General features: G+C 73.4%; 18 protein-coding genes. 6 read left to right on the top strand and 12 right to left on the bottom strand.

Annotated features, from left to right (window positions below; genetic code table 11):
* Positions 1 to 64 precede the first annotated feature (64 nt).
* The gene (locus tag ACIBFB_RS21210) at positions 65 to 691 is read right to left on the bottom strand and encodes a TetR/AcrR family transcriptional regulator (protein ID WP_397232679.1); all 627 of its coding nucleotides are present in this window, start codon (positions 689 to 691) and stop codon (positions 65 to 67) included.
* A gap of 63 nt (positions 692 to 754) precedes the next feature.
* On the opposite strand from ACIBFB_RS21210, the gene ACIBFB_RS21205 reads away from it, so the two are divergent.
* The gene (locus tag ACIBFB_RS21205; RefSeq protein WP_397232677.1) at positions 755 to 2,161 is read left to right on the top strand and encodes a serine hydrolase domain-containing protein; all 1,407 of its coding nucleotides are present in this window, start codon (positions 755 to 757) and stop codon (positions 2,159 to 2,161) included.
* Between the two features lie 13 nt (positions 2,162 to 2,174).
* Here the strand turns inward: ACIBFB_RS21205 and ACIBFB_RS21200 are convergent, their stop codons facing one another.
* The 6 genes from ACIBFB_RS21200 to ACIBFB_RS21175 form a co-directional block, all read right to left on the bottom strand.
* On the bottom strand, positions 2,175 to 2,936 hold the full coding sequence (locus ACIBFB_RS21200) for an SDR family NAD(P)-dependent oxidoreductase (protein WP_397232675.1): 762 nt from the start codon (positions 2,934 to 2,936) through the stop codon (positions 2,175 to 2,177).
* Positions 2,937 to 3,057: 121 nt separating this feature from the next.
* Complete coding sequence (locus ACIBFB_RS21195) at positions 3,058 to 3,882, bottom strand: class I SAM-dependent methyltransferase (protein ID WP_397232673.1); 825 nt, start codon at positions 3,880 to 3,882, stop codon at positions 3,058 to 3,060.
* 111 nt (positions 3,883 to 3,993) lie between these two features.
* On the bottom strand, positions 3,994 to 4,758 hold the full coding sequence (gene fabI / locus ACIBFB_RS21190; protein ID WP_397232670.1) for an enoyl-ACP reductase FabI: 765 nt from the start codon (positions 4,756 to 4,758) through the stop codon (positions 3,994 to 3,996).
* 102 nt (positions 4,759 to 4,860) lie between these two features.
* Positions 4,861 to 5,565, bottom strand: coding sequence for a beta-ketoacyl-ACP reductase (locus ACIBFB_RS21185; protein WP_397232668.1), 705 nt, complete (start codon positions 5,563 to 5,565; stop codon positions 4,861 to 4,863).
* Positions 5,566 to 5,721: 156 nt separating this feature from the next.
* The gene (locus ACIBFB_RS21180; RefSeq protein WP_397232666.1) at positions 5,722 to 6,381 is read right to left on the bottom strand and encodes a response regulator; all 660 of its coding nucleotides are present in this window, start codon (positions 6,379 to 6,381) and stop codon (positions 5,722 to 5,724) included.
* Entirely contained in the window at positions 6,378 to 7,631 is a 1,254-nt protein-coding gene (locus ACIBFB_RS21175) for a sensor histidine kinase (RefSeq protein WP_397232664.1), read from the bottom strand. Before ACIBFB_RS21175 ends, ACIBFB_RS21180 begins: the two co-directional genes overlap by 4 nt.
* A gap of 356 nt (positions 7,632 to 7,987) precedes the next feature.
* Between ACIBFB_RS21175 and ACIBFB_RS21170 the strand changes: the two genes are divergently transcribed.
* The 3 genes from ACIBFB_RS21170 (at position 7,988) to ACIBFB_RS21160 (ending at position 13,136) form a co-directional block, all read left to right on the top strand.
* Positions 7,988 to 8,752 carry an ABC transporter ATP-binding protein gene (locus ACIBFB_RS21170; protein WP_397232662.1) on the top strand — a complete coding sequence of 255 codons (765 nt, stop codon included), beginning with the start codon at positions 7,988 to 7,990 and terminating at the stop codon, positions 8,750 to 8,752.
* Positions 8,753 to 8,756: 4 nt separating this feature from the next.
* Positions 8,757 to 11,444, top strand: coding sequence for an ABC transporter permease (locus ACIBFB_RS21165; RefSeq protein WP_397232660.1), 2,688 nt, complete (start codon positions 8,757 to 8,759; stop codon positions 11,442 to 11,444).
* Between the two features lie 192 nt (positions 11,445 to 11,636).
* The gene (locus ACIBFB_RS21160) at positions 11,637 to 13,136 is read left to right on the top strand and encodes an MFS transporter (protein ID WP_397232710.1); all 1,500 of its coding nucleotides are present in this window, start codon (positions 11,637 to 11,639) and stop codon (positions 13,134 to 13,136) included.
* A gap of 62 nt (positions 13,137 to 13,198) precedes the next feature.
* Here the strand turns inward: ACIBFB_RS21160 and ACIBFB_RS21155 are convergent, their stop codons facing one another.
* From ACIBFB_RS21155 to ACIBFB_RS21140, 4 genes are all read right to left on the bottom strand, one after another.
* On the bottom strand, positions 13,199 to 13,495 hold the full coding sequence (locus ACIBFB_RS21155) for a hypothetical protein (protein WP_397232658.1): 297 nt from the start codon (positions 13,493 to 13,495) through the stop codon (positions 13,199 to 13,201).
* A 78-nt stretch (positions 13,496 to 13,573) separates the two neighbouring features.
* Complete coding sequence (locus ACIBFB_RS21150; protein WP_397232708.1) at positions 13,574 to 14,392, bottom strand: polyprenol monophosphomannose synthase; 819 nt, start codon at positions 14,390 to 14,392, stop codon at positions 13,574 to 13,576.
* A gap of 145 nt (positions 14,393 to 14,537) precedes the next feature.
* Positions 14,538 to 15,344, bottom strand: a complete 807-nt coding sequence (locus tag ACIBFB_RS21145; protein ID WP_397232656.1) for a DeoR/GlpR family DNA-binding transcription regulator — start codon at positions 15,342 to 15,344, stop codon at positions 14,538 to 14,540.
* A 52-nt stretch (positions 15,345 to 15,396) separates the two neighbouring features.
* On the bottom strand, positions 15,397 to 15,531 hold the full coding sequence (locus ACIBFB_RS21140; RefSeq protein WP_397232654.1) for a hypothetical protein: 135 nt from the start codon (positions 15,529 to 15,531) through the stop codon (positions 15,397 to 15,399).
* A gap of 103 nt (positions 15,532 to 15,634) precedes the next feature.
* Between ACIBFB_RS21140 and ACIBFB_RS21135 the strand changes: the two genes are divergently transcribed.
* Positions 15,635 to 16,411 carry a 4'-phosphopantetheinyl transferase family protein gene (locus tag ACIBFB_RS21135; RefSeq protein WP_397232652.1) on the top strand — a complete coding sequence of 259 codons (777 nt, stop codon included), beginning with the start codon at positions 15,635 to 15,637 and terminating at the stop codon, positions 16,409 to 16,411.
* Between the two features lie 4 nt (positions 16,412 to 16,415).
* Here the strand turns inward: ACIBFB_RS21135 and ACIBFB_RS21130 are convergent, their stop codons facing one another.
* Positions 16,416 to 17,570, bottom strand: a complete 1,155-nt coding sequence (locus ACIBFB_RS21130; RefSeq protein WP_397232650.1) for an acyl-CoA dehydrogenase family protein — start codon at positions 17,568 to 17,570, stop codon at positions 16,416 to 16,418.
* Between the two features lie 217 nt (positions 17,571 to 17,787).
* Here ACIBFB_RS21130 and ACIBFB_RS21125 point away from each other — a divergent pair, with 217 nt between their 5' ends.
* Positions 17,788 to 18,720 carry a LysR family transcriptional regulator gene (locus ACIBFB_RS21125; RefSeq protein WP_397232648.1) on the top strand — a complete coding sequence of 311 codons (933 nt, stop codon included), beginning with the start codon at positions 17,788 to 17,790 and terminating at the stop codon, positions 18,718 to 18,720.
* Position 18,721 lies beyond the last annotated feature (1 nt).

Here is an 18,721-nt window from a genome sequence, read left to right as displayed (position 1 = left end):
GTGTGTACGGGTTTTCCCTCATCCTGTGCCCAAGTGAGAAGCCAAAGCAAGGACCGCGGGGCAGTCAGCCCTCGTACTGGCGGCAGCGACCGGTGAACACGGTGCCGAGCTCCGCGCGCAGGGCCGCGCGGGCGTGGTCGGCGACGCCGGGTTCGCCGCGGTACACGCGGGTGGCCAGGCCCTCGGCCACCGAGGCGATGCGCGTGGCGGCGGTGTCGGCGTCCATTTCCAGCTCGACCTCCCCGCACTCGGTGCCGTTGCGCACCGCGCGGGCGATCTCCGCGTGCATGGCCTCGGCGGTGCGCGCGTCCACCTCGGCGAGGGCGGGGCTGTCCAGCGCCCGCCCGGCGAAGGCGCGCACGACGCGGAACTCGGCGCGGCGGGGTTCGTCGAGCGGCAGGTGTTCGGCGAGGGCGTCCAGCAGGACGTCCGCGATGGTCCGCCGATGGGTGGCCCCCTCGCGCACGACCCCGGCGACGCGCTCGGCGACCTCCGTGCTGACCTCCTGGAAGGCGTGCAGCAGCATGTCGTCCTTGGCTCGGAAGTAGTGCTGGACGAGCCCGACCGACATCCCGGCGCGCGCGGCCGTGCGGGACACGGTGACGGTGTCCAGGCCGGTCTCGGCGATCATCTCGCGCACGGCCCGGCTGATCTGTGCACGCCTGAGGGCGTGGTCCGCTGTTCTTGGCACGACATAACCGTATCAGTGTATGGTAATAATCGTATGTCCGTATGGTTATCCGAAGGAGCCCCCGTGTACCGACGTGCCGCGGCCGCGTGCCTCGCCCTGGCCCTGCTGTCCCCGACCCCGCCTCCCGCGTCCGCCGCGGCCCGGGACACGGACTCCTACGTCCGCGCACGCATGGCGGCGACCGGCACCCCCGGGCTCGCCTACGCGGTGGTGGGCCCCGAGGGGGTCGAGCGCCAGGGCGTGTTCGGGGTGGACGGGCACGGCGAGCCCGTCACCGAGGAGACCCCGTTCCTGTGGGGGTCGGTGGCCAAGCCGGTCACCGCGACGGCGGCACTGGTCCTGGCGGAGGAGGGGCGGCTCGACCTGGACGCGCCGGTCGAGGAGTACCTGCCCGAGTTCGCCGCCTTCGGCGCCGAGCCGACCGTGCGCGACCTGATGACACAGAGCTCGGGGATCACCGAGGCGGGCACGGTCGCGGCCTTCGACGTGTACGGCCCGGAGTCCGCGGAGTTCGCGCCGCGCGTGGAGCGGATCGCGGCCTCGGAGGTGGGCGATCCCGGAACGCACGAGTACAGCAGCGCGAACTACCTGGTCCTGGGCGCGGTCGTCGAACGCGTGGCCGGCGAGGACTTCGGCGACTACCTGCGGGAGGCGGTGCTGGACCCCGCGGGGATGGACACCGCCTTCACCCGTGCCGAGGAGGCCGCGGCGGCGGGGCTGACCCCGGGCTACCGCTTCGCGTGGGGGGTGCCGCTGGCCGACGCGGACGGCGTCGACGACGCGGGGGTGGCCTACGGCTACCTGGGCGGCGACCTGCGGGCGCTGGCCGCGTTCGCGCGCACGCAACTGGCGGACGACCCGGGGGTGCTCGACGCGCGGACGCTGGCGCAGGCGCGCACGGGGATCGTGCCGGTGCCCGGCTCGGAGCAGGAGTACGGGCTGGGGTGGAGAGACACCCGGCTGTCGGAGCTGGACGAGCCGATCGTCTTCCACGGCGGCGCTGCTCCGGGCCACGCGGCGATGGTGGTGCTCCTGCCCGAGCGCGACCGCGCGGTGGTCGTCCTCCAGAACACCTACGACGTGCTGGGCGATGAGCAGATCCAGGCGGTGGCCTTCGGTCTGGCGCACCTGGTGGCGGGCGGCGACCGGCCGCGGAACCCGGGGCCGAACGCGACCGACCTGGCGGTGGTGGGGGGTTCCACGGCGTTCGCGCTGGTCATGGTGGTCGGCGCGGTACTGGCCGGGCGCGCCGTGCGGGCGCGCCGCGGCGACGTCGCGGCGGCCCTGGTCTGGGGCGCGGCCGGGACGGCCGGCGTCGCGGCGGCGGTGTGGCTGCTCGTCGCGCTCGGACCGCGGTTCGCCCTGCTGTGGGTGCCGGACGCCACGGTCGCCGTGCTCGTCGCGGGGGTGTGCGGCGCGCTGACCCTGGCCCTGCGGGTGTGGGCCGCCGTCCGGGGGCGCTCCTCCTGACGGGCGCGTCCGGTCAGACCCGGTCGAGGAACCCGCCGTCCACCACCACGTTGTTGCCCGTGATGTAACTGGCGGCGGGGCTGGCCAGATACGCGGCGGCGCGGGCCACCTCCTCCGGACGGCCGAGGCGGCCGTAGGGGATGCGGCCGCGGATGGTCGCGTAGAACTCCGGATCGTTCTCCCGGCGCCGGTCCCAGCCGCCGCCGGGGAACTCGATCGGGCCGGGCGAGACGGTGTTGACCCGGATTCCCTCGGGCGCCCACGACCGGGCGAGCGAGGCCGCGTGGTGGTTGAGCGCGGCCTTGAGGGCCCCGTAGGCGGCGGGCCCTGCGGGACGGGTGGTGTGCAGGGCGGAGGTGGTGGAGATGAGGACCACCGACCCGCCGCGCTCGGAGGCCTCCAGGTGCGGGTGCACGCGTTCGGCCATGCGCACGAACGGCAGGACGTCGGCGCCGAAGTTGCGCTCCCACTGGTCGGGGGTGCGGCTGCTGCCCGCGGAGACGTTGGAGACCAGCACGTCGATCCCGCCCAGGATCTCGGCGGCGTCGTCGAGGAAGGAGTGCAGCGCGGGCTCGTCGGCGACGTCCAGGGCGCGGGCGAACACGGTCGCGCCGGTCAGGCGCAGCTCCTCGGCGGTCTCCTCCAGCGGTTCTGGGTTGCGCGCGCAGATCGCGAGGTCGGCGCCCTCGTCGGCGAAGACGTCGGCGATGGCACGGCCGATCCCCCTGCTCGCCCCCGTGATGACGACCCGCGCGCCAGTCAGGTGCAGATCCATCGGTTCTCCCTCCTCGCGGCCCGCGCCGCCCGTCGTCCGGTCCGGGCGCAGGTTACACGGGCCCGGCCGGAGACCGTGTCCGGCGTGCCGGATCGGTTTCCGCCGCGTGCGCCGACCCCGGTCAGCGGCGATCGGCGGTGACCAGGTACGTCATCGGAAGCATGCGCTTGACCTCGTCGCCGAGAGCGGGGAAGGCGTTCCAGAACTCGTCCGGGCGCTCCTCCAAACGCGTGAGGACCAGCCCCGCGTCGATGAGGGACTGGACGACGTCGGCGATCGTCCACAGCCGCTCGTGCTTGACCGAGGGGTCCTCGACGACCTCGCCGATGTACTCGGCCGTCCAGCCGTGGCTGCGCTCGGCGTGGGCGAAGTAGTCGATGCCCGCCCAGACGGGGGTGGACTCCTCGGGGTCGAACAGCCAACTGGCCGGATGGGCGTCGAAGACCAGGACCCGTCCGCCGGGGCGCAGCAGCCGGGCGACCACTCCGGCCCACGCGCGGATGTCGTGGATCCAGTTGAGCGCGCCCCGCCCGGTGTAGACCAGGTCGGCGGTGCCGTCCAGTTCGGACGGCGTGTCGAGCACGTCGCAGTGGTGGAACGTCGCGGCCAGGCCGAGGGCGCGCGCCTTGGCGCGGGCGTTGTCGACGTGCCGTCCGGAGATGTCGACGCCCACGACCTCCCGCACCCCCTCCAGCAGCAGTGACAGGGTGTCCTGCCCGGACGCGCACTGGAGGTGGACGGCCCGCCCGCACCACGAGGCCGGGTCGCCCAGGGCGGCGCGCTCGACCGGATGCACGGACGACCTCCCCGCGCGCAGCGACGCGACGGCGGCGGCCACGCCCTCCGTGTAGCGCAGGGCCCCCTCGTCCCAGGCTGCCTGGTTCGCCCTGTGCCGCCGACGCACCTCGTCGGCGTCGTGGGCGAGCTCCTCGGGTACGTACTTCATCGGTCCTGCACCGTCCCTGCTCATCGGACGGATCCAGCCACCGGAGCGCGACCGCGTCACATCCCCTTCGTTCGTGGGCGCCCGGCCCGGGCGCCCACGAACGAAGGACGGTCAGGCTCCGGTGGAGTGGAAGCCGCCGTCCACGTGCACGATCTCACCGGTGGTCGCCGGGAACCAGTCCGACAGCAGCGCCACGACCGCCTTGGCCGCGGGCTCCGGGTCGGTGACGTCCCAGCCCAGCGGGGCGCGCTCCGGCCAGTGCTTGGCCAGCTCGGCGAAGCCCGGGATGCTGCGCGCGGCCATGGTGCTGAGCGGGCCGGCCGAGACAAGGTTGACGCGGATGTCCTGGTCGCCGACGTAGCGGGCCAGGTAGCGCGCCGTGGAGGTCAGCGCGGACTTGGCCACGCCCATCCAGTCGTAGATGGGGTAGGAGACGCTGTTGTCGAAGTCCAGCGCCACCACGGAGCCGCCGTTCTTCATCAGCGGCATGAGCGACGTGGTGAGCGACTTCAGGGAGAAGGTGGACGTGTGCATGGCGGTGGCCACGTCCGACCACTGGGTGTTGAGGAAGTTGCCGCCCAGCGCGTCCTGCGGGGTGAAGCCGATCGAGTGCACGATGCCGTCGATGCCGTCGACGTGCTCGCCCACGCGGGCGGCCAGCGTGCCGAGCTGCTCGTCGTCGGTGACGTCCAGCTCCAGGACCGGCGGGGTCTCGGGCAGTCGCTTGGCGACGCGCTCCACGAGGCTCATCCGGCCGTAGCCGGTGAGCACGACGGTCGCGCCCTGCTCCTGGGCGAGGCGGGCGACGTGGAAGGCGATGGAGGAGTCGGTGAGCACCCCGGTGACGAGGATGCGCTTACCTTCGAGAAGTCCCATGGGTTTCCTGATTCTGGTCTGGCCGGCGGGGGTGGTCCGGTGGCTGGTGCGGGTGGAGCTGGGCTGGCCTGGTGCTTCGAGGGCGTGTACGGCGCGAACGCCCTAGTGGCCCATGCCCATGCCGCCGTCCACGGGGATGACGGCGCCGGTGATGTAGGCGGCCCCGGGACCGGCGAGGAAGCCGACGGTCTTGGCGATGTCCTCGGTGCCGCCGATCCGCCCGAGCGGGATGTTCTTCTTGATCTCGGCCTGGCGGTCCTCGCCGAGCTGCGCGGTCATGTCGGTCTCGATGAAGCCGGGGGCCACGACGTTGACCGTGATGTTGCGGGAACCGAGCTCGCGGGCGAGCGAGCGGCCGAAGCCGACCAGTCCGGCCTTGGAGGCCGCGTAGTTGGCCTGTCCGCCCGAGCCGAGCAGGCCCACCACGGACGAGATGAGGATGATGCGGCCGCCGCGCTTGCGCATCATGCCGCGCACGGCGCGCTTGGCGACGCGGAACGCCCCGGTGAGGTTGGTGTCCAGGACCGAGGAGAAGTCGTCCTCGCTCATCAGGGCGAGAAGCTGGTCCTTGGTGATCCCGGCGTTGGCCACGAGCACCTCGACGGGGCCCTGCGCCTCCTCGACCTCCTTGAACGCCGCGTCGACCTGCGCGGAGTCGGTGATGTCGCAGCGCACCCCGAGCAGGCCCTCCGGCGGCTCTCCCGAGCGGTGGGTCACGGCGACGTTGTCACCTCCGGAGGCGAGCTCTCGGGCGATGGCCAGGCCGATTCCGCGGTTGCCGCCGGTGACCAGAACCGATCGCGACATAGGGGCACCTCTTCTCCTGCGGCTGGTGTCACCAGCCACGACGTGGATCTTCCGGGGGTGGGATCGCCTTGCAGGGTACCGAGCTACCCGGCGGTAGCGGCAACCGAGGTGGACGAACGCGGTCCGGGCGGAGCGCGTGCCCGGCCCCGCGGGGACTCAGGCCCACCCGGCGTCGTGGGCGAGGATGGCGGCCTGTACGCGGTTGGACATACCCAGCTTGGCCAGGATCCGGCTGACGTGGGCCTTGACCGTGGCCTCGCGCATCCCCAGCGCACGCCCGGCCTCGGCGTTGGACATGCCCTTGGCGACGGCGACCAGCACCGCCCGTTCGCGCTCGCTCAGCACGGACAGCCGCCGCTCGGCCTCGGCGCGCTCCGCCGCGGCCCCGGCGGGCTCGGGGGCGGCGAACCGTTCGAGCATGCGCTTGGTCACGCGCGGCGCGAGCATGGCGTTGCCCTCGTGCACCGTGCGCACGGCGGCGATGAGGTCGCGCGGCGGGGTGTCCTTGAGCAGGAACCCGACGGCGCCCGCCCGCAGTGCACGGTGCACGTACTCGTCCAGGTCGAACGTGGTGAGCAGGACCACGCGCGGCGCGTTCGGCAGCTGTGTCAGGCGCGCTGCGGCGGTGAGCCCGTCGGTGCCGGGCATGCGGATGTCGAGCAGGACCACGTCCGGAGACAGCTCACGGGCGAGCCGGACGGCCTCCTCGCCGTCCCCGCCCTCCCCGACCACCTCGATGTCGGACGCCGCCTCCAGGATCATCCGCAGCCCGGACCGGACCAGGTTCTCGTCGTCGACGAGGATGGTGCGGATCACCGTCGGTCACTCTCCTCCGCCTCGTGTCCCCCGTGCACGGGAAGGACGACGCTCAGCCGCCAGCCCCCGTCGAACCGGGGGCCCGCCGTGAGCGACCCGCCCGCCAGGGCGACGCGCTCCCGGACACCCGCAAGACCGTACCCGCTGCGCGGCGGGGGCGGCGCGGCGGTGGTGGCGGGCCCGTTGGCGACCTCCACCTCCAGGGTGGACCCCTGCCGGCGCAGCTCCAGCGTCACCCGGGCGCCGCGCGCGTGCTTGGCGGCGTTGGTCAGCCCCTCCTGGACCACCCGGTAGGCGGTGCGCTGCACCGTCGGGGGCAGCTCCCCGAGCGGTGCGGGCTCGACGCGGTCCACCGCCATCCCCGCCTCGCGCCACTCCCCCAGCAGCCGGTCGAGGTCGGACAGCCCGGGCTGCGGCGCGGTGGGCGCGGCGGCGCCGGACTCGTCGCGCAGCACCCCGAGGATGCTCCTCAGTTCGGCGAGGGCCTCGCGCCCGGTGGTGCGGATGAGCCCGGCCGCCTCGACCGTGCGCGGGTCCTCGGCCGAGACCTCCAGGCCGCCCGCGTGCAGCACCATGAGGCTCACACGGTGCGCCACGACGTCGTGCATCTCCCGGGCGATCCGGGTGCGTTCGGCGGTGATGGCGTGCTCGGCCATGAGGTGCTGCTCGCGTTCGAGCCGCTCGGCGCGTTCCTGGAGGCGGTCGATGAGCTGCCGCCGTGTGCCGACCCACAGGCCGAAGGTGGTCGGGGCGACGAGGAAGAACCCCGCATTGAAGATGTAGGGGAGCAGGCCGATCCCGAATCCGACGTACATGGCGAGCGCCATCAGGGCGAACCACCCGGAGAGCAGTCTGCGGTCGTCGAAGTGCACGGCGAAGGAGTAGAGGGCGAAGGCGGCCGGGAGCATGTTGCCGAAGAGCAGGAGGAGCACGAACGCCAGAGCCAGCAGCAGGTGCGGGCGGGACCTGCGGAACAGGACGGCCAGGGAGACCGCCACCGCCGGGAACACGCACAGGAGCATGACGCCCAGGACCCCGAACAGGGGGTCGGAGGCACCCTGGAAGAGGGCGTCGACGGGCCCCTTCACCAGTCCGAGGTCCGGGACGAGCTGGGCCCCCGCCACGAACGGGAACGACCCGGCGGCGTAGAACCAGTCGGCGAAGCGCAGGCGGTTCCCCCACCACCAACGCGCGCCCTGCCGCCACAGTCGGGCGGGTCCACCCGGTACCCTCGTGCTCCGCTCCCCCATGCGCCGGATTCTACGGTCGGCCCGCGCCCCGTCCCGCCGTTGGCCGACGGCGGGCCACCCGTTGGCCGATCGTCGGGGTCCAGCGCGTTGCCCCTGGTCACAGCCTTCCGCACGGTCGGGTCCCGCACTCCCTCACCGGAACGACCCCCGACGAAAGTCGGTGGTGCCCCCCGACCTTGGGGTCGTGGCCGCCCGACCGACTCGTCCCTTTGGCCGGGGTGCGATTCGGCCTGCGGGGGGAGGAACCGGGCGTCACGGCGGACCTAGCGTGGAAACCGCATCGGGCGGGACCGGGGGGCGACCCCCGAACCGCCCGGTGGCACGTGTCCACACCGTCACCACTGGAGTTGTCTGCCGTGACCGCGTCCTCAGTCCAGCCCGTCCCCTCGGCCACCGCCCCGCCGGTGGTGGTCGCCCGGGGGCTCACCAAGACCTACGACACCGGGGGCAGCCAGGTCCACGCCCTCGCCGGGGTGGACGTGGACTTCCACCGGGGCGCGTTCACCGCGATCATGGGCCCCTCCGGCTCCGGCAAGTCCACCCTGATGCACTGCCTGGCGGGCCTGGACGTGCCCACGTCCGGCACCGTGCACCTGGGCCGCACCCAGATCACCGGCCTGCGCGACAGCGAACTGACCCTGCTGCGCCGCGACCGCATCGGATTCATCTTCCAGTCCTTCAACCTGCTGCCGATGCTGACCGCCGAGCAGAACATCCTGCTGCCCTCCCAGATCGCCAAGCGCAGAGTCGACCGGCAGCGCTTCGACCACATCGTCGACGTGGTGGGCCTGCGCGACCGCCTGTCCCACCTGCCCACCAAACTCTCCGGCGGCCAGCAGCAGCGCGTGGCCGTGGCGCGCGCCCTGCTCAACGCGCCCGAGGTGGTCTACGCCGACGAGCCCACCGGCAACCTGGACTCGCGTTCGGGGGCCGAGGTGCTCTCGTTCCTGCGCGACTCGGCCAAGGACCTGAACCAGACCGTCGTCATGGTCACCCACGACCCCGTGGCCGCCTCCTACGCCGACCGCGTCGTCTTCCTGCGCGACGGCGCACTCGTCGACGAGGTCACCGACCCCGACCCCGAGCTGGTCTCGGCCCGGCTGCTGAAGCTGGAGGCCTGACCGCATGCTGCGCACGACACTCGCGGGACTGCGACTGCACACGTCCCGCTACGTGACGACGGTCCTGGCGATCCTGCTCGGCGTCATGTTCGTCTCCGGGACCATGGTGTTCGCCGACACCCTGAACGCCAACTACGAGGAGTCCGTGATGGGCTCCGCCGGCTCCGTCGACGCCATCGCCACACCGGCCGAGGCCGAGCCGGGCGAGGACGGCGAGTACGTCGAGCCCGAGCCGCTGACAGTCGGCGACCTGGACCGGGTCCGCGCCCTGCCCGAGGTCGCCGAGGCCGACGGCCTGGTCCGGGGCCAGGCCGTGCTGCTGGACGCGGACGGCCGCGCGCTCGGGTTCACCCCGCCCGCCGCCGTCTCCGTGGAGGGCGCGAGCCGGTTCGACGCCGCACAGGGCGAACTCCCCTCGACGGGTGGCGAGATCGCCCTGGCGACGTCCACCGCCGAGCAGGCGGGCTTCGCCGTCGGCGACACCGTGACCGTGCTCGACCCCGGCCGGGAGGAGCGCGAGTTCGAGGTCACCGGCCTGGTGAACTTCGGCGTCGACCCCAGCTACAGCATGACCGGCGCTGTGGTGTTCGCTCCCGGCACCGTCGAGGAGATGACCGGCGCGGCGGGCTACGCCGAGATCGACGCGATCGCCGCCGAGGGCTACACCGACGAACAGGTCGCCGAGGCGGTCTCCGGTGCGCTGGGCGCCTCCGCCGACGTCATGACCGGCGAGGAGTACGGTCTGGAGATGGCCGAGGGCGTCGGCGCCGAGACCGAGATCTTCCGCATCGCGCTGCTGCTGTTCGCGTTCATCGCGATGTTCGTCGCCGGGATCGTCATCTACAACACCTTCGCCATCCTCATCGCCCAGCGCCAGCGCGAGCTGGCCCTGCTGCGGTGCGTGGGCGCCAAGCGCTCGCAGGTCTTCCGCTCGGTGCTGCTGGAGTCCGCGGTCGTGGGCCTGGTCGCCTCCGGCCTGGGCGTCCTGGCGGGCGTGGGCATCGGCGTCGCCGGAGCCGCCTTCGCGGCCCCGGCGATGGGCGCCGACGGCGGCGTCCCCGTGGTCGTCACCCCGGTCGCGATCCTGACGGGACTGGCGATCGGCACGGTCGTCACCGTCTTCTCCGCGATGGTCCCGGCGCTCCGCGCCACCCGCGTGGCCCCGCTGGCGGCTCTGCGCACCAGCGCCACCGCCTCCGGGATCGAGAAGGGCACCGGCTGGATCCGCGTCGTGTCCGGCCTGCTGGCCTTCGCGGTCTCCGGAGCGATGGTCGCCCTGACCCAGGCCTCCGGCCCGAGCCAGACGGGCCTGGTCGTCGTCACGGGCGCCGCCCTGGTCGCGTTCGTGGGCGTGGTGGTCCTGGGGCCGCTCCTGGTGCGCTGGATCGTGCGCCTGGTCGGCCTGCCGCTGCGCCGGGTCGGTGTGGCGAGCATGCTCGCCGTGGACAACTCCGTCCGCAGCCCGCGCCGCGCCGCCACCGCGATGATCGCCCTGACCGTGGGCGCCACGCTCATCACCGGCTACTCCGTCGTCAGCGCCTCCACCGAGTCGACCCTGACCCGGATGCTGGAGGAGGAGTTCCCGGTCGACTACCAGATCAACCCGCAGTTCTCCATGGAGGAGCCCGCGGCCGCCGAGGAGGCCCCGACCGCCGAGGGCGGGGACGCCTCCGCCGACGGCGCCGAGGGCCCCCAGACCGCCGAGGAGCCGGGCGCCGACGGCGTCCCCGCGGAGGGGACCGGCGCCGGGGGCGACGCGACCGCCGACGCGACCGAGTTCGGTTTCGTCCCCGAGGAGGTCCGACGCGACCTGGAGGACGAGCCGACCGTCGCCGGGGTCTTCGGCCAGCGCAGCGGCTACCTGGAGGGCGCGGACGGAGGGTTCGCGAACCTGGTGGCCTACCCCGGCGCGGAGATGGGCGCCGACCTGACCATGGAGACCGTCGAGGGCGACCTGTCCGACGCGGGGCCCGGCCGGATCGCGCTCGTGGAGGGCCACGCCGACGGCGTGGGCGTGGGCGACACCTACACCCTGGCCAACGAGGGCGCCGAACTCGACCTGGAGGTCGCGGCGATCGTCGAGGCCGGTGTGGGCGCCTATGACGGCTACCTCCACGAGGACGACCTCGCCGCCCTGTTCCCCGAGGCGACCCGGGACGAGGCACTGCTCATCCGCGGGGCCCCGGACGCCGACCCGGCCGAGCTGCGCGAGGCGGTCTACGACGCGGTCGAGGACGACCCCACGCTCCAGGTCATGTCCGTGGCCGAGATCAAGGAGCAGTTCTCGGACATGATGGACATCGCCTTCTACACGATCGCGGCGATGCTGGGTCTGGCGATCGTCATCGCGGTCTTCGGCATCTCCAACACGATGGCGCTGTCGGTGCTGGAGCGCACCCGCGAGTCCGCGCTGCTGCGGGCGCTGGGGCTGGCCCGGGGCCAGCTCCGCCGGATGCTCAGCGTGGAGGCCGTGCTGCTGTGCCTGATCGGCGCGGGGATCGGCATCGCCCTGGGCGTGGCGTTCGGCTGGGCCGCCGCCGACTCGGTGCTGCCGGGCCTGGTGTTCAGCCTGCCGGCCGGTCAGATCGCGGTGTTCATCGCGGTCGCCGTCCTGGCCGGGCTGCTCGCCTCGATCCTGCCGGGCCGACGGGCGGCGGGCACCTCCATCACCGGGGCGCTCGCCAGCGAATGACGCCCCCGGCGCTCCGGACCTGACGGGCGCGTGACACGCGGCGCGGTCCCCACTCCGGTGCGGGGCCGCGCCGCGTATGTTGTGGCTCGGAGGTGCGTTGTGCGAGCTTCGATCCCGGTCGCGGCGGGCGCGGTGGCGTGGGGGACCCCCACCGGGCGCTGGACCCTGGCGGCCACGGTCCTCGGTTCGGGGATGGCGTTCCTGGACTCGACCGTGGTGACGGTGGCCCTGCCCGCCATCGAGGACGAGCTGGACACCGGGTTGTCCGGCCTTCAGTGGATCGTCAACGGGTACATGGTCACGCTGTCGGCGCTCATCCTGCTCAGCGGCTCCCTGGCCGACCGGTTCGGCCGGGTGCGGCTGTTCATGGCGGGCGTGGCGGTGTTCGCGGTGGCCTCGGCGCTGTGCGTGTTCGCGCCGACGTTGGAGTGGCTGGTCGCGGGGCGGGTCGTGCAGGGGGTCGGCGGGGCGCTGCTGACCCCGGGGAGTCTGGCGATCCTCCAGGCGGGCTTCCGCGAGGAGGACCGGGCACGCGCGATCGGCGCGTGGTCGGGGCTGACTGGTGTGGCGGCGGCCGTGGGGCCGTTCGTGGGCGGCTGGTTGGTGCAGGTCGGCGACTGGCGGCTGATCTTCCTGATCAACCTGCCGCTGGCCGCGGTGGTCCTGGCGGTCACCTGGTTCCGGGTACCGGAGTCGCGGGACGAGGAGGCCGCGCACCGCGTGGACGTCCCGGGCGCCCTGCTGGGCGTGGTGGCGCTGGGCGGGATCACCTACGCGCTGATCCAGTGGGGCGCGGTGGGCGGCACACCGGCCGTCTGGACGGGCGCGGTCGTCGGGCTGCTGGCACTGGCCGCGTTCGTGCTCGTGGAGCGGGCGAGCGCCGCGCCGATGCTGCCGTTGGGCGTCTTCTCCTCCCCCGCCTTCACGCTGACCAACGTCGCCACCGTCCTCGTCTACGGGTCGCTCGGCCCGCTCTTCTTCCTCCTGGTCATCTACCTCCAGGAGGTGGGCGGCTACACACCGATCGCGGCGGGCTCGGCCTCCCTGCCGATCACCGCGCTCATGCTGGCGCTGTCCGCGCGCTCGGGGAGGTTGGCGGCGCGGATCGGCCCGCGTCCGCAGCTGGTCGTCGGTCCGCTGCTGCTGGCGGGCGGGTTCGTGCTGCTGTCCCGGCTGGACCCGGGGGACACCTACGTCGGCGGGGTCCTGCCGGGGGTGCTGCTGGTCGCGTTGGGCCTGTCGGCGGCCGTGGCTCCGCTGACCGCGACCGTACTGGCGTCGGCGCCCGAGCGGCACGCGGGTCTGGCCTCGGGCGTGAACAACACCTTCGCCCGGGGCGCGCAGCTGATCGGGGTCGCGGCGGTGCCGGTCGCGGCGGGGATCGGCGGCACGGGCGGTGAGGCAGGTGGCCCGGGCGCGGGAGCGGACGCGGTCGCCGCGGGGTTCGGACCGGCGATGCTGCTGCTGGCGGGGTTGTGCGCGCTGGCCGCATTGTGCGCCGCCGCGCTGCCGCGCCGACGGATGCCGGGCCCCGCGGAGGCGCCCGCCGCCGGGGAGGAGGTGGCCGAGGTGCGTCCCGTCGGCCCGGGGAAACCGACGCGGTTCTGCGGGGTGTCGGGGCCGCCGATGCGCGCGTGCCCGGGCTCCAGCGCCGGTGAGGCGCACGAGACGGGCCGGGAGGGGTCATCCTGACCCGAGCGGGCCGTCGCCCTCCTGCTGTCCGGGTGGTCCCGGTCTCCGAGGGGATCCGGGTGTCACAGATCGGACTCGGGCGCGGCGTCCGGTTCGGCCGCGATGTCCGACTCCGGGACCACGCTCACCGCGTCCTCCTCCGCGCTGCGCTGGGTGCCCCACCGCTGGTGCGGGATGACCGGCTGCCGTTCGGCGCGCACCTCCTGGGTGATCCCCCACTCACCCCGGCTGTCGTCGTCCACGAAGTCGTAGCCGAGGATGTTGAAGTCGGGGTCGATCGCGCGCTCGCACTCGGCGATCTCGGTCTCCTGGGGGTCGTCCCCCAGGTCGGCGTCGACGTCATAGGGTAGTTCGCTCACTGTGGCCCCCTCCTTCCCCGTTGCCCCTGATGATCGCAGGTCAGGGCGGACATGGGAAGGAACCGGGCCCGACCGGGGTCAGCGGCGCAGGCGTTCGGCCCGGCGCAGGCGCAGCGGGCGCAGGGCCGCCTCCAGGGCGACCGCCCCGTCCAGTTTGCTCTCCCCCGCGACGCGGTCCTCGAAGTGGATGGGGATCTCCATCATCTTCTGGCCGCGGCGGAAGGCCCGGTAGTGCATCTCGATCTGGAACGCGTAGCCGGTGCTCTGGATGCTCGGCAGGTCGAGCACGCGCAGGGTCGGGGCCCGCCAGATCTTGAAGCCCGCGGTGATGTCGCGGATGGGCATGGACAGCACGGTCTTGACGTAGGCGTTGGCCCATCCGCTCAGCAGGCGGCGTCCGGTCCCCCAGTGCTCGGACAGGCTGCCGCCCGGGACGTAGCGGCTGCCGATGACCACGTCGGAGTTGGTGGACAGCAGGGCGCCGAGCAGTTGGGGTACGTAGCCCGCGGGATGGCTGAGGTCGGCGTCCATCTGGACCACGAGGTCCGCGCCGTCGTCGAGGGCGCGGATCATGCCCGCGACGTAGGCGCGGCCGAGGCCGTCCTTGCGGGTGCGGTGCACGACGGAGACCCTTCCGGGGTGCTCGACGGCGAGCTTGTCGGCGACCTCGCCGGTGCCGTCCGGCGAGTTGTCGTCCACGACGACGACCGCGAGGTTCGGCAGGCCGAGCGCCATCAACTGGCCGACCAGCAGCGGGAGGTTGGCCGCCTCGTTGTAGGTGGGCACGACGACGGTCAGGCGCGCCTGCGACCAGGGATCGGGCAGGGCGACGGGCGTGGGCGTGACGCGCACCGGGGCGGACCCGGCGTGCTCCGGCTGTGTCGGCTGGGAGGGCATGTGCGGCGGCTCCTGGGTGCGGACGGCGGTGCGGGGGCGGTGGTCGAGCGGGTTGGGCCCAGGATCACGCATAGGGCACCAACGGCACAAGCGTGCGTGAACGGAAGGGTACGTGTTCTGTCCACGACCCGGCGGCCGTGCCCGGTCAGCTCCCCCTCTCCTCGGCGACCACGGCGACGTGCACGAGCGCCCCGATCTCCTCCAGGGTCATGAGCACCTCCGGGTCGGCGCTGGCGTCGGTGACCAGGTGGGCGATCTCCTCGGGGCCGACCGTGGGCACCATGGTGTCGGTGCCGATCTTGGTGTGGTCGGCCAGCACGACGGTCTCCTCCGCGCACGCCGCCAGGGCCCGGTCCACGCTGGCCACGGCCGGGTTGGGGGTGCTCAGCCCGCGGTCGGCGCTGACCCCGTTGCCCGTCAGGAACGCCCGGGTGACGCGCAGTCCGGAGAGGGTCTGCTCGGCCGCGGCGCCGACCAGGGCGCGGATGGGGCCGTGCAGGGTTCCGCCCGTCATCACCACCTCGACCCCGGCGGCCCCGGCCAGGGCCTCGGCCACGCGCAGGGAGTTGGTGACGACGGTCAACTCGGTACGGGTGAGCAGTTCACGGGCGAAGGCCTCGGTGGTGGTACCGGGGCCGACGGCGATCGCCTCGCCGGGCCGCACGAGCCGGGCGGCGGAGGCGGCGATGGCCGCCTTCTCCGCGGCGCACTGTCCGCTGCGGCCCGAGTAGCTCTGGTCGTGGGCGACGCGCCCGGGGAGCGCGGCCCCGCCGCGCCGCCGGTCGACCAGTCCCTCGGCCTCCAGCGCGCGCACGTCGCGGCGGACGGTGACCTCGGAGGCGCCCACCCGGGCGGCGAGGTCGCGCAGGGACAGGGTGCCGTGGGCGCGGACGAGTTCGAGGATGCGGTCCCTGCGTTCGGCGGCGAACGCCGGGCGGCTCTCCTCGGCCATGGACGTGACCCCTCCCCCGTACCGGTGGCAGCACGGGCGGTCCCGCGCGTCCCTAGAGTACGGACCTGTCGCGGGAGGGGGGAACGTCCGCCCCGGCCCCGTCCAGGAGGAGGGTCACCACGAGGACCGCGGACAGGGCCACCAGGCCGACGATCGCTCCCGCTCCGAACATCATCACGACGGACATACGGGCCTCCCAGGGGGACGGGCTGACCTGCCATCTACCGGATTCCCGTTTTCGGTCGCGCTCACACCATCCAACACACGGCGCATGGAGCGACAATGGGCCTATGACCCTCGGTTCCACCCTCACGCCCCTGACGTCCACGGTGTGGTGGGCACACACCTCCGACGCGGCCGACCGGCTCCTGCGCCTGTTGGACGGGACGGAGCGCGCCCGCAACGACCGGTTCCGGCACCAGGCCGACCGCGACCGCCACCTGCTCGGCAGGGCGATGGCCCGGCTGGCCCTGGCACGGCTGGCGCAGTGCCCGCCCGAGGAGGTGACCTTCGACCTGGTCTGCCGTTCGTGTGAGGAGAAGGCGCGCGCGGGCGCGGACCCGGGTGAGCGCGAGCCGCACGGCAAGCCCGTGCCGTCTGGTCCGGCGGGCGGTTGGGAGGTGTCGGTCAGCCACTCGGGTGAGTGGGTGGTGCTGGCGGTGGCCGAGGGGGCGCCGGTCGGGGTGGACGTCGAACGGGTGTCGGCGGCGCGCGACCTGGACGGGCTGGTCGGCTACACGCTGGCGGACGCGGAGCGTTCGGTGTGGGACGCGCTGCCGCCGTCGGAGCGGACCGCCGCGTTCTTCGGCTACTGGGCCCGTAAGGAGGCCCTGCTCAAGGCGACCGGGCTGGGGTTGTCGGGCGGGCTGCGGCGGGTGGCGGTCAGCCCGCCGCACGCCGAGGCCCGGTTGGTGTCCTGGTCGGGCGGGGGCGGCCCGGAGGCGGCCTGGCTGACCGACCTGGACCGGGGCGCCGACTACCGCGCCGCGCTGGCCGTGCTCACCGACCGGCCCGTGCGGACGGTGGTCCGCACACACGGGGACACGGTCGCGCTCCTGCGGTCCTGACCGGTCACACGCCGCGGGCCAGGTTGCGGCTGATGACCAGGCGCTGGATCTGGTTGGTGCCCTCGACGATCTGGAGGACCTTGGCCTCGCGCATGTACCGCTCGACGGGGAAGTCGCGGGTGTAGCCGTAGCCGCCGAGGACCTGGACGGCGTCAGTGGCGACCCGCATGGCGGTGTCGGTGGCCAGGAGCTTGGCCATCGCCGCTTGGGTGGTGAAGGGGCGGCCGGCGTCGCGGAGCCGGGCCGCGGCCAGGTAGAGCTCGCGGGAGGCGGCGATCTGGGTGGCCATGTCCGCGAGCATGAAGCCCACGCCCTGGAAGTCGCCGATGGCCTGACCGAACTGGCGGCGTTCGCGGGAGTAGGCGAGCGCCGTGTCCAGGGCGGCCTGGGCGAGGCCGACCGCGCACGCCGCGATGCCGAGGCGCCCGGAGTCCAGCGCCGCCAGCGCGATGCCGAAGCCGCGGTCGCGTTCGCCGGTGAGGGCGTCGGGGCCGAGTTCGACGTCGTCGAACAGGATCCCGGCCGTGGGTGAGGAGGCCATGCCCATCTTGTGCTCGGGGGCGGCCGCACCGACCCCCGGGGTTCCGGCGGGGACGTGGAAGCAGCTGATGCCGCCCGCGCCGGAGTCGGGGCCGCCGGTGCGGGCGAAGAGGGTGTAGTAGTCGGCCCGGCCGCCGTGGGTGATCCACGCCTTGGCGCCGTTGACGCGGTAGCCGTCGCCGACGGGTTCGGCGCGGGTGGTGAGGGCGGCGGCGTCGGAGCCGGAGCCGGACTCGGACAGGCAGTAGGCGCCGAGCAGGTCGCCGCCGACCATGTCGGGCAGGTGGGCGGCCTTCTGGCGGTCGGTGCCGAAGGCTGCCACGGGGTAGCAGGAGAGCGTGTGGACGCTCACTCCGAGACCGATGGCCAGCCAGCCGCGGGCGAGTTCCTCGACGACCTGGAGGTAGACCTCGTAGGGCTGGTCGCCGCCGCCGTACTCGCCGGGGTAGGGCAGGCCCAGCAGCCCGGCGGCGCCGAGCGTGCGGAAGACGTCCCGTGGGAAGGCGGCGTTCTCCTCGTCCCCGGCGGCGCGGGGGACCAGCTCCTTGTCCGCGATCTCCCGCGTCAGCTCCAGGAGCTGTTCGGCCTCCGGTGTGTGCAGTGTGCGTTCGACCGCCATGAGCCTCTCCCACGGTTGCGGCGACCCACGAGCGATTTAGTAGGTCGTCCAACTATATGGTGACGAACGGCACCCTATCCCACAAGGACCGCGCGAAGGTCGTTCGGGGCTGGACGGGCGGGGCGGGGGAACGCGATCGGCTTGACGGGGCGTTGGTTTCACCGACCTGCGAACGCACGTCTGTACACGAACCATCCACTCGTCCTACATTCCAGGAATGGACCTCGAACTCCGCCACCTGCGTACCCTCTGCCTCCTGGCCGACACCGGCAGCGTGACCAGGGCCGCCGCGGCCCTGTCGACGTCGCAGCCCGCGCTGACCACGCAGCTCCAGCGGATCGAGCGCGAGGTCGGCGGCCCCCTGTTCCACCGGGGGCGCTCCGGGGTGCGCCCCACCGAACTGGGCGAGTTCGTCCTGGTCCGAGCACGGTCGGTCCTGCTGTCCATGGACGACCTGCTGCACGACATCACGGCGCGGCGCGCCTCCCCCACCACGATCAGGATCGGGGGTGTGGGGCCGCTGACGTTGGAGCTGTCCGCGCGGCTGCCCGAGGTCTTCCCCGACGCGCCCGTCCACGTGCGCACCGAGTACTCCCCCAAGCTGGTGACCGACCTGGTCCGCGCCGGTCGCCTGGACATGGGGACCACCGTCGACTACGTGGACCGCGACCTGCCCACCGACGGGCCGCTCGCGTGGGCGATGCTCGCCGTCGAGCCGTTGCACGTGGCGTTGTGGGAGGGCCACCCCGAGGCCGGCCGGCCGACCGTGCGCCTGGCCGACCTCGCCGACAGCCCGTGGGCGCTGACGCCTCCGGACGGGAGCGGCTGGCCGGAGTGCTTCTATCTGGCCTGCCAACGGGCCGGGTTCACCCCGGACGTGCCCTTCCGCCTCTACGACCGCTCGGAGATCCACGACCTCATCGCCGACCACCGCGCGGTGGCCCCGTGCCAGTCCGACTTCGACGCCTCCGGCGGCGTCGTCATCCGGCCCCTGGCCGGGGCCCCGATCCAGCTGCGCCACCTGCTGGTATGGCGCCGCGACAGCCCGGTCCACCAGGCCTCGGACCGCATCGCCCGGGCCGCGCGCGAACTCTTGGACCGGTCCCCGAAGTCGGTGGCGGCCGGACGGGTGGACGCCGACCGGGAGTAGG

Source organism: Nocardiopsis sp. NPDC050513 (genome assembly GCF_044457925.1).
GTDB lineage: Bacteria > Actinomycetota > Actinomycetes > Streptosporangiales > Streptosporangiaceae > Nocardiopsis.
The sequence above is the reverse complement of the archived record's forward strand: the minus strand, read 5'-3'. Positions and strand labels throughout refer to the sequence as shown.

Bases quoted from the DNA above. Each gene is read 5' to 3' on its own strand.
- ACIBFB_RS21200 (WP_397232675.1), bottom strand. From the start codon at position 2,936: ATGGATCTGCACCTGACTGGCGCGCGGGTCGTCATCACGGGGGCGAGC.
- ACIBFB_RS21195 (WP_397232673.1), bottom strand. From the start codon at position 3,882: ATGAAGTACGTACCCGAGGAGCTCGCCCACGACGCCGACGAGGTGCGT.
- fabI (WP_397232670.1), bottom strand. From the start codon at position 4,758: ATGGGACTTCTCGAAGGTAAGCGCATCCTCGTCACCGGGGTGCTCACC.
- ACIBFB_RS21185 (WP_397232668.1), bottom strand. From the start codon at position 5,565: ATGTCGCGATCGGTTCTGGTCACCGGCGGCAACCGCGGAATCGGCCTG.
- ACIBFB_RS21175 (WP_397232664.1), bottom strand. From the start codon at position 7,631: ATGGGGGAGCGGAGCACGAGGGTACCGGGTGGACCCGCCCGACTGTGG.
- ACIBFB_RS21165 (WP_397232660.1), top strand. From the start codon at position 8,757: ATGCTGCGCACGACACTCGCGGGACTGCGACTGCACACGTCCCGCTAC.
- ACIBFB_RS21160 (WP_397232710.1), top strand. From the start codon at position 11,637: ATGGCGTTCCTGGACTCGACCGTGGTGACGGTGGCCCTGCCCGCCATC.
- ACIBFB_RS21150 (WP_397232708.1), bottom strand. From the start codon at position 14,392: ATGCCCTCCCAGCCGACACAGCCGGAGCACGCCGGGTCCGCCCCGGTG.
- ACIBFB_RS21145 (WP_397232656.1), bottom strand. From the start codon at position 15,344: ATGGCCGAGGAGAGCCGCCCGGCGTTCGCCGCCGAACGCAGGGACCGC.
- ACIBFB_RS21140 (WP_397232654.1), bottom strand. From the start codon at position 15,531: ATGTCCGTCGTGATGATGTTCGGAGCGGGAGCGATCGTCGGCCTGGTG.
- ACIBFB_RS21135 (WP_397232652.1), top strand. From the start codon at position 15,635: ATGACCCTCGGTTCCACCCTCACGCCCCTGACGTCCACGGTGTGGTGG.
- ACIBFB_RS21130 (WP_397232650.1), bottom strand. From the start codon at position 17,570: ATGGCGGTCGAACGCACACTGCACACACCGGAGGCCGAACAGCTCCTG.
- ACIBFB_RS21125 (WP_397232648.1), top strand. From the start codon at position 17,788: ATGGACCTCGAACTCCGCCACCTGCGTACCCTCTGCCTCCTGGCCGAC.